The sequence below is a fragment of the Pontibacter sp. HJ8 genome (genome assembly GCF_054824225.1).
This window is the reverse complement of record NZ_JSYF01000437.1, coordinates 1-6,792: the sequence shown is the minus strand read 5'-3', so window position 1 is coordinate 6,792 and position 6,792 is coordinate 1. Positions and strand designations below refer to the sequence as shown.

The following is a 6,792-nucleotide window of genomic DNA, read 5'->3' as shown; positions in this document are numbered from 1 at the left end:
TTGTATTTGCCCTGGCAATAGGCTCTTTTACAGCAGCACAGGCGCAGGCAACTTTTGGTGTGAGGGCGGGTGGTAACCTGACCAACTTATCAGGCGACCTACGGGACGAAGCGCAGTTTGACAACAAAGTGTCCTTTCATGGGGGCCTTCTGCTGAATTTCCCGGTTGTACAGAATTTCGTGTCCATCCAGCCGGAGGTGCTGTACTCCCGCAAAGGCTTCAAAAACAGCGGGGAAGAATACACCACCGTGCTGTTGCAGCAAAGGAGGAGAGAAGGATCGGTTACGTACGACTACCTGGACGTGCCGGTGCTGGCCAATATCAAGGCTGGTCCCGTTTATTTTGAGCTGGGTCCGCAGCTGGGCTACCTGCTGAGCGTAAATAATAAGACCGAAATTTACGATGGCAACGGGACTCAGATATCGAGTACCACCGAAGAAAAGAGCAAATCCGGATTATCCGAATTTGAGGTAGGCTACGCCGCCGGGGTTGGTTTTGCAGCCAGCAACGGGATCAGCCTGGGCCTGCGCTACAACGGGGCTTTCACTGATTTTGTGAAGGATGATGTGCATTTTGATGGGGACCTGACCAACGCCCGCCACTCGGTATTTATGCTCACGCTCGGCCTGAAATTCCCGTCCGGACGTTAAGATTTTATTCCTGGTATACCTAAGCGAAGCCAGCCCTGCCAGAATGCAGGGCTGGCTTCTTTGTTTCTGCGAAAGCAGAAGCTGCCTATTGCTTTACTTTCTCAAAGAGCAGGAAATGCTGTATCGGCAGAAAATCTTCCTGCCGGCGGAGCCTGAACCCGTTGGCGCTTAATTCCTTTTTTACCTGGGCTACGGTCATCTTGTGCAATTCCCTGATCTGTACGTCCGGGTCTTCGGCCTTGTATTCGAGCAGCAGCAGTTTGCCGTCGGGCTTCAGGGCTTTGTGTATAGCCTGCAGCATTTCGCGGGGGAATTCCAGCTCATGGTATACATCCACCATGAAGACCAGGTCCAGGGAGTTTTCTGGCAAACGAAGTGTCTGGCTCTCGCCTTTCACGACTTCCACATTCCTGAGACCAAGCTCCTGCTGTCTTTCCTTCAGCAGCGAGATGAACCTGTCCTGTACTTCTATGGCGTATACTTTTCCCGCCGGGACCTTAGGCGCTACCCGGAAGGTATAGAAACCTGTTCCTGCTCCCAGATCGGCTGCCACGCTGTGGGGCTGCAACGGCATGTTCTCGATGGCCAACAGCGAGTTTTCCTCTTCCAGGCGCGTATTCCGGTCCAGCCAGCTGCCGCCTGTTGCGGTCATAATGGCAGCTATTTCGCGGCCCATGTATACCTTGCCAGTGCCACCGGAAGCGGGGACTTTGGAGGTATAGCCGCTTGTCGCAACTTTTTCCTGTTGCGCCTGGCAGGAAGTTGCCTGAAGGCAAAGCGGCAAAAGCAACAGGCAGAGCCAGGCAGTAGGAGAGGCGCTTTTCATACGGTCATTGGGTCAGGTTGTCAAGTCGTTGTGTAATCTCATCGATCAGTTCTTCGCTCCACTTTCCGGCTATCTGCTCATACTCGGATTTGTCCCACCGCTGCAGGTAATCTTTTTCGAGCCAGTTGATGTTCTTATCCGGCCCGACGATGTAAAAGTTGCGCTCCAGTTTAAAGAGCAGATCCTTGGTCACATCGAATGCCTCAGCACCCGCCCGTTGAAAGCCTTCGAGGCGCAGGCGCAGCCCGACCTGCTGTACGTTCCCATTCTCTATGCTGACTTCAACAGCTGAGCCGGCAGCCGGGTCTTTGGTCCAGGTATCGATGATGCGTTCCAGCCCGAAGTCGTTGAATAGAGGTATAACCGCCGCTAAGTTTTGATGGATCTGTTGTGCCAGTTCTGCCAGGGTGGTGTTGTACAACTGCTGGATCGCTTGTTTATCGCGTATGTGTCTTTCCTGCATTTCTTCTTGTTGGGTTTTAATGGTTGTATACGTTTGGGAATAATAGGTATAGGGAATCTATATTTATAACAATTAATAATTTGAATCGTAATATATGGCTAATGTTATGTTTGCTCGCCTGAAAGCGCTGCCTGAAACTTAATAGTGGTATGCTATGATAAGAAAACTTACGATTTTAGTAGCTTGCTTTCTGGTACATACATTTAGTTCGTTCGCTCAGTTTGCTGATATAACAAATCTTCAACCGGTTGAGATCAGCACCAATACAAGTGAGAAGCCACAATCAAAAGTCTGGTCCTACAATGGCAAACACTGGGCCGTACTGCCCAATGCAACGGGTACCCATCTCTGGCGGCTGGATGGCACCACCTGGACAAGTATGTTGAAGCTTTCTGATAAAACTACGAGTAAGGCAGATTGTAAGCTGGTAGGGAATATGGCGCATATATTGCTGTTCCAGGGAGGTAGCTCGGAGCTGGCATCCGTAGAATTCCAGGCTTCGTCAGACACCTATCAGTTTTGGTCTAAAAGAACGGGTACAGCCGGGCTCAAATTTAATGATAAAGCAGAAACCGCCACTATTGAGATGGATGGAAAAGGCAGAATGTGGCTTGCTTCCGATGGATCTTCCAGTATTCATGTGCAATGGAGCGATTCTCCCTACAACAAATGGAGTTCCTTGATCACGGTCGCATCGGGCGTTACGTCGGATGACCTGGGCGCCATTATTGCTTTGCCTGGCAAAATAGGGGTGCTGTGGTCCAACCAGAACACAGACAGGTTTGGGTTTAAAACACATGCGGACGGGGATGACCCCACTGTTTGGTCTGCTGACGAGGTACCGGCCTCCCAGTCTGCGCTTGCCATAGGCAACGGAATGGCAGATGATCACATGAACATGGCTGTGGCCGGCGACGGCACGCTTTACTGTGCCGTTAAAACAAGTTACGATAACAGGAGTTATCCGGAGATTGCCCTGCTGGTGCGCCGTCCTTCGGGCAGTTGGGATAATTTATACGAGGTTTCCAAAACAGGTACCCGGCCTATCGTCGTTCTGGATGAATCGAGAGACAAGGTAATTGTGATCTATACCTCGCAGGATAGTGGTGGAAATATCCTGTACAAGGAAGCTCTGATTTCTGACATTCAATTCACTACGCAGCTGACCTTGATGGCAGGATCTTTAAATAATGCGACCAGTACCAAAGCTAACTTTAGCGAAGATATTGTGGTACTGGCTTCCAGTGCTACGCATGCCGTTGGAGTGCTGGCCAGCAATCCGGTTATACCTCTACCCGTTGAATTGCATAGTTTTGCTGCCAGGCCGGTCGGCGATGATGTGCTGCTGCAGTGGATCACAGCCTCCGAAACCGATAATGCTTACTTTACCATAGAAGCGAGCGCGGATGGAGCTGACTTTGCTCCGATCGGTACTGTACCAGGCAGAGGCACCACGCAGCTGCAAAGCCGCTATGCTTTTACAGACAAAGACATTTATCGCTACAACTCGGATCAGGTATATTATCGCCTGCGGCAGGTAGACTACTCCGGTGAGGAGACTCTGGGGCCAGTGCGGGTCGTGCAACCCGCAACGCTGGCAAATACGCTTTCGCTCCGGGCCTTTCCTAACCCTTTCCGAAATCACCTGCAGGTACAGATAAGCGCCAACGGAGCGGAACAAGCCACAATCATGCTTTATGATCTACAGGGGAAAACAATTTTTTCCCAACAGTTTAATCTTAAGCTCGGGCAGAATAAGTTGTCTCTAACGGAAGTGCCTTTGTCACCAGGTATTTACCTATTGTCTGTCCGGACGGAGAGCCAACAGCAACTGATGAAAGTGCTCCGGGAGTGAGCCCGCTTTTAACCAGCCGGGCACGGATACCAGCTCAGGTTTAGTTGTTTTTTCGTATCTTGTGCTTGAATTAATCAGTAACAGGGCCTGTAGAAGGCTCTTTTTATTCACTTTCAACTATCTAATGGGAAATCAGATCATATTAGCCGGCAAGAAATCGGGATTGCTGGCTTTGCTGGCCCTGGCCAGCTGCACCTCCGTGCAGACCCAGGAGCAGTCTCAGCAGACGCAGTCCACTGCTGTACAAAAGCAGGCGGAAACCAACCCACTGCTCAAAGAATGGACCGGGCCCTATGGCGGCGTACCGGCTTTCGATCAAATGAACCTGGCAGACCTGAAACCAGCGATGGAAAAAGGAATGGCACTTAACCTGGCGGAGATCGAAGCCATTGCCAACAACACGGAGCCTGCCACTTTTGCGAATACCATCGAGGCGATGGAAAGAGCTGGTGAAGAGCTGGGCCGTGTGTTTACGTATTACAGCATCTGGGGAAGCAACCTTTCTACCCCTGAGTTCCGCACGCTGCAGGCAGAGCTGGCACCGAAAATATCGGAGTTCAGCTCCAAGATTTCTCAGAACGAAAAGCTGTTCCAGCGCATCAAAACAGTTTACGAAAACTCCCAAAAGAACCCGTTGCCTGCCGACCAGCAGCGCGTGGTGCAACTGGTGTATGAAGGTTTCGCCATGGAAGGCGCTGACCTGAGCCCGGAAGCCAAGAAGCGCTATGCCGAGATCAACAAGGAGCTCTCTTCGCTTTACACTGCTTTTGGCAACAACATCCTGGCAGATGAAGAAAAGTATGTGGTATACTTTACCAAAGACCAGCTGAGCGGCCTGCCGGAATCATTTGTGAAAGCAGCTGCCAAAGCAGCTGCAGACCGTGGCAAAGAAGGTCAGTATGCCGTAACCAACACCCGTTCGTCCATGGACCAGTTCCTGACCTACTCAGACGTGCGTGCGCTGCGTGAGAAGGTATGGAAGAACTATTATTCCCGCGCCGACAACGGCGATGAGAACGATAACAACGAGAACATCAAAAAGATACTCAAGCTGCGCAACGAGCGTGTGAAGCTGATGGGCTACGACAACTATGCCGAGTGGCGCCTGCAGAACCGCATGGCCAAAACTCCTGAGGCGGCGATGGATCTGATGAACGCGGTATGGCCTTCTGCCATTGCCCGTGCCAAAGAAGAAGTAGCCGACATGCAGAAAGTTGCCAACAAAACCAGCAAAACAAAGATCACCATCGAGCCCTGGGACTACCGCTACTACGCCGAAAAAGTGCGCAAGGAGAAGTATGACCTCGACTCTGATGAAGTGAAGCAGTACCTGGAGCTGGGCAACCTGACGCAGGCCATGTTCTTTACGGCAGGTGAGCTGTTCAACTTCAAATTCACGCCGGTTCCGGAAGGCTCCGTACCGGTATTCCACGAAGATGTGAAGGTATGGGAAGTAACGGACAAAACCTCTGGCCAGCACATCGGTCTATGGTACCTCGACCCATTCGCACGTCAGGGCAAGCGCTCCGGTGCCTGGGCATCGCCTTACCGTAGCCATACCACTTTTGATGGCAAAAAGACCGTACTGGCATCCAACAACTCCAACTTTGTGAAACCTGCTCCGGGCGAGCCGATGCTGGTTTCCTGGGACGATGCGACGACCTTCTTCCATGAGTTTGGCCACGCGCTGCACTTCCTATCCTCGAACGTGAAATACCCGACCCTGAACGGCGGGGTGCGTGACTACACCGAGTTCCAGTCGCAATTGCTGGAGCGCTGGTTGTCTACCGACAAGGTGATCAACCAGTTCCTGAAGCATTACAAAACAGGTGAGCCGATGCCGAAAGCACTGGTAGCCAAGATCAATAAGGCTGCTACTTTCAACCAGGGTTTTGAAACGACTGAGTTCCTGGCTTCTGCCCTGATGGACATGCACTTCCACCTGGCCGATCCTGAAAACCTGGACCCTGACAAGTTTGAGCGGGAAACACTGGCCAAAATGAACATGCCAAAAGAGATCGTGATGCGTCACCGTTCGCCACATTTCGGGCACGTGTTCTCAGGCGAGGGCTATGCCACGGCTTACTACGGTTACATGTGGGCCGACGTGCTGACTTCCGATGCAGCAGAAGCCTTCGAAGAAGCGCCGGGCGGTTTCTATGACAAGGACGTGGCAGCCAAACTGGTGAAATACCTGTTTGCTCCCCGCAACTCGATGGATCCGGCAGAGGCCTACCGTCAGTTCCGCGGCCGCGATGCCAAGATCGACGCACTGATGCGTGACCGTGGTTTCCCGCTTCCCGGCGGGCAGTCCAAAAAATAAACCTGTTCCATTGTATTCCGATTTGTAGAAAGCAATTAGGATGATCCGGAAAGCCGTGCAAGCTTCGTTTGCACGGCTTTCTGATTTTTGGATACAACTGGTTACTACTTAGGCGGGAGTTATGCTGCTGTTAAAGATATCTTTCTGTAACATCCACTGTCCGTCCTTCTTTTTCCAGACAACGATATATTTACCCTTGTCTATTTCCTGGTCTCCCTCAGCTTTCAGGGTATACTGCCCAAGTTCAATAGCGGTGTTATCATACTGCTCTACTTCCAGGGTATCCAGTTTTGCCTGTTTGACACCCATTTTCATAGCGCCTTGCCAAAAATCAGTGATGGCCTCTCTGCCTTGAATGATGTTGCTGCCTGTAGGAAGCAGCATACCGTCTTCGGTATACAGGTTAGCCATTCCTTTGGCATCATTTTGTTGAACCATAGCTTCGAATTTGTCATTCATGCTTCTTATCTCTGCAGTAATGTCCATGCTCATAGATGCCATACATCGAATTATTTTAGGTTATAGAATTGACAATCATAAGTTTGTGCTAAATGGCCTGACCAGGTCGGATGCCAAATCGATAGGGTGAATGTTACTCAAACAGAAAAGCGGAGGGATACATCTTTGCCTTTATTTTACGGGAGAAAAAACGCTTCGTTATTTGTTGAGTTAAAA

Annotated in this window: 6 protein-coding genes; 3 read left to right on the top strand and 3 right to left on the bottom strand. The window is 50.9% G+C overall.

Going from position 1 to position 6,792, the window contains the following annotated elements:
* Positions 1 to 650 (top strand): porin family protein (locus OB13_RS17200; protein WP_461491415.1); only part of this gene is annotated, 650 nt, incomplete at its 5' end.
* A gap of 85 nt (positions 651 to 735) precedes the next feature.
* On the opposite strand, the gene OB13_RS17195 is transcribed toward OB13_RS17200, so the two are convergent.
* Both OB13_RS17195 and OB13_RS17190 read right to left on the bottom strand, forming a co-directional pair.
* Entirely contained in the window at positions 736 to 1,476 is a 741-nt protein-coding gene (locus tag OB13_RS17195; RefSeq protein ID WP_461491414.1) for a class I SAM-dependent methyltransferase, read from the bottom strand.
* Positions 1,477 to 1,480: 4 nt separating this feature from the next.
* Positions 1,481 to 1,939, bottom strand: coding sequence for a hypothetical protein (locus tag OB13_RS17190; protein WP_461491413.1), 459 nt, complete (start codon positions 1,937 to 1,939; stop codon positions 1,481 to 1,483).
* 154 nt (positions 1,940 to 2,093) lie between these two features.
* On the opposite strand from OB13_RS17190, the gene OB13_RS17185 reads away from it, so the two are divergent.
* Positions 2,094 to 3,794: a T9SS type A sorting domain-containing protein gene (locus OB13_RS17185; RefSeq protein WP_461491412.1), complete on the top strand. Its 1,701-nt coding sequence runs from the start codon at positions 2,094 to 2,096 to the stop codon at positions 3,792 to 3,794.
* Between the two features lie 124 nt (positions 3,795 to 3,918).
* Positions 3,919 to 6,117: a M3 family metallopeptidase gene (locus tag OB13_RS17180; protein ID WP_461491411.1), complete on the top strand. Its 2,199-nt coding sequence runs from the start codon at positions 3,919 to 3,921 to the stop codon at positions 6,115 to 6,117.
* Positions 6,118 to 6,225: 108 nt separating this feature from the next.
* Here OB13_RS17180 and OB13_RS17175 read toward each other — a convergent pair whose 3' ends face one another.
* Positions 6,226 to 6,603 (bottom strand): YybH family protein, encoded by a 378-nt coding sequence (locus OB13_RS17175; protein WP_461491410.1) that lies wholly within the window; start codon positions 6,601 to 6,603, stop codon positions 6,226 to 6,228.
* Positions 6,604 to 6,792: the final 189 nt, after the last annotated feature.

Excerpts from the sequence above, each read along its gene's own strand:
- OB13_RS17195 (WP_461491414.1), bottom strand. The coding sequence starts at position 1,476 with ATGAAAAGCGCCTCTCCTACTGCCTGGCTCTGCCTGTTGCTTTTGCCG.
- OB13_RS17190 (WP_461491413.1), bottom strand. The coding sequence starts at position 1,939 with ATGCAGGAAAGACACATACGCGATAAACAAGCGATCCAGCAGTTGTAC.
- OB13_RS17185 (WP_461491412.1), top strand. The coding sequence starts at position 2,094 with ATGATAAGAAAACTTACGATTTTAGTAGCTTGCTTTCTGGTACATACA.
- OB13_RS17180 (WP_461491411.1), top strand. The coding sequence starts at position 3,919 with ATGGGAAATCAGATCATATTAGCCGGCAAGAAATCGGGATTGCTGGCT.
- OB13_RS17175 (WP_461491410.1), bottom strand. The coding sequence starts at position 6,603 with ATGGACATTACTGCAGAGATAAGAAGCATGAATGACAAATTCGAAGCT.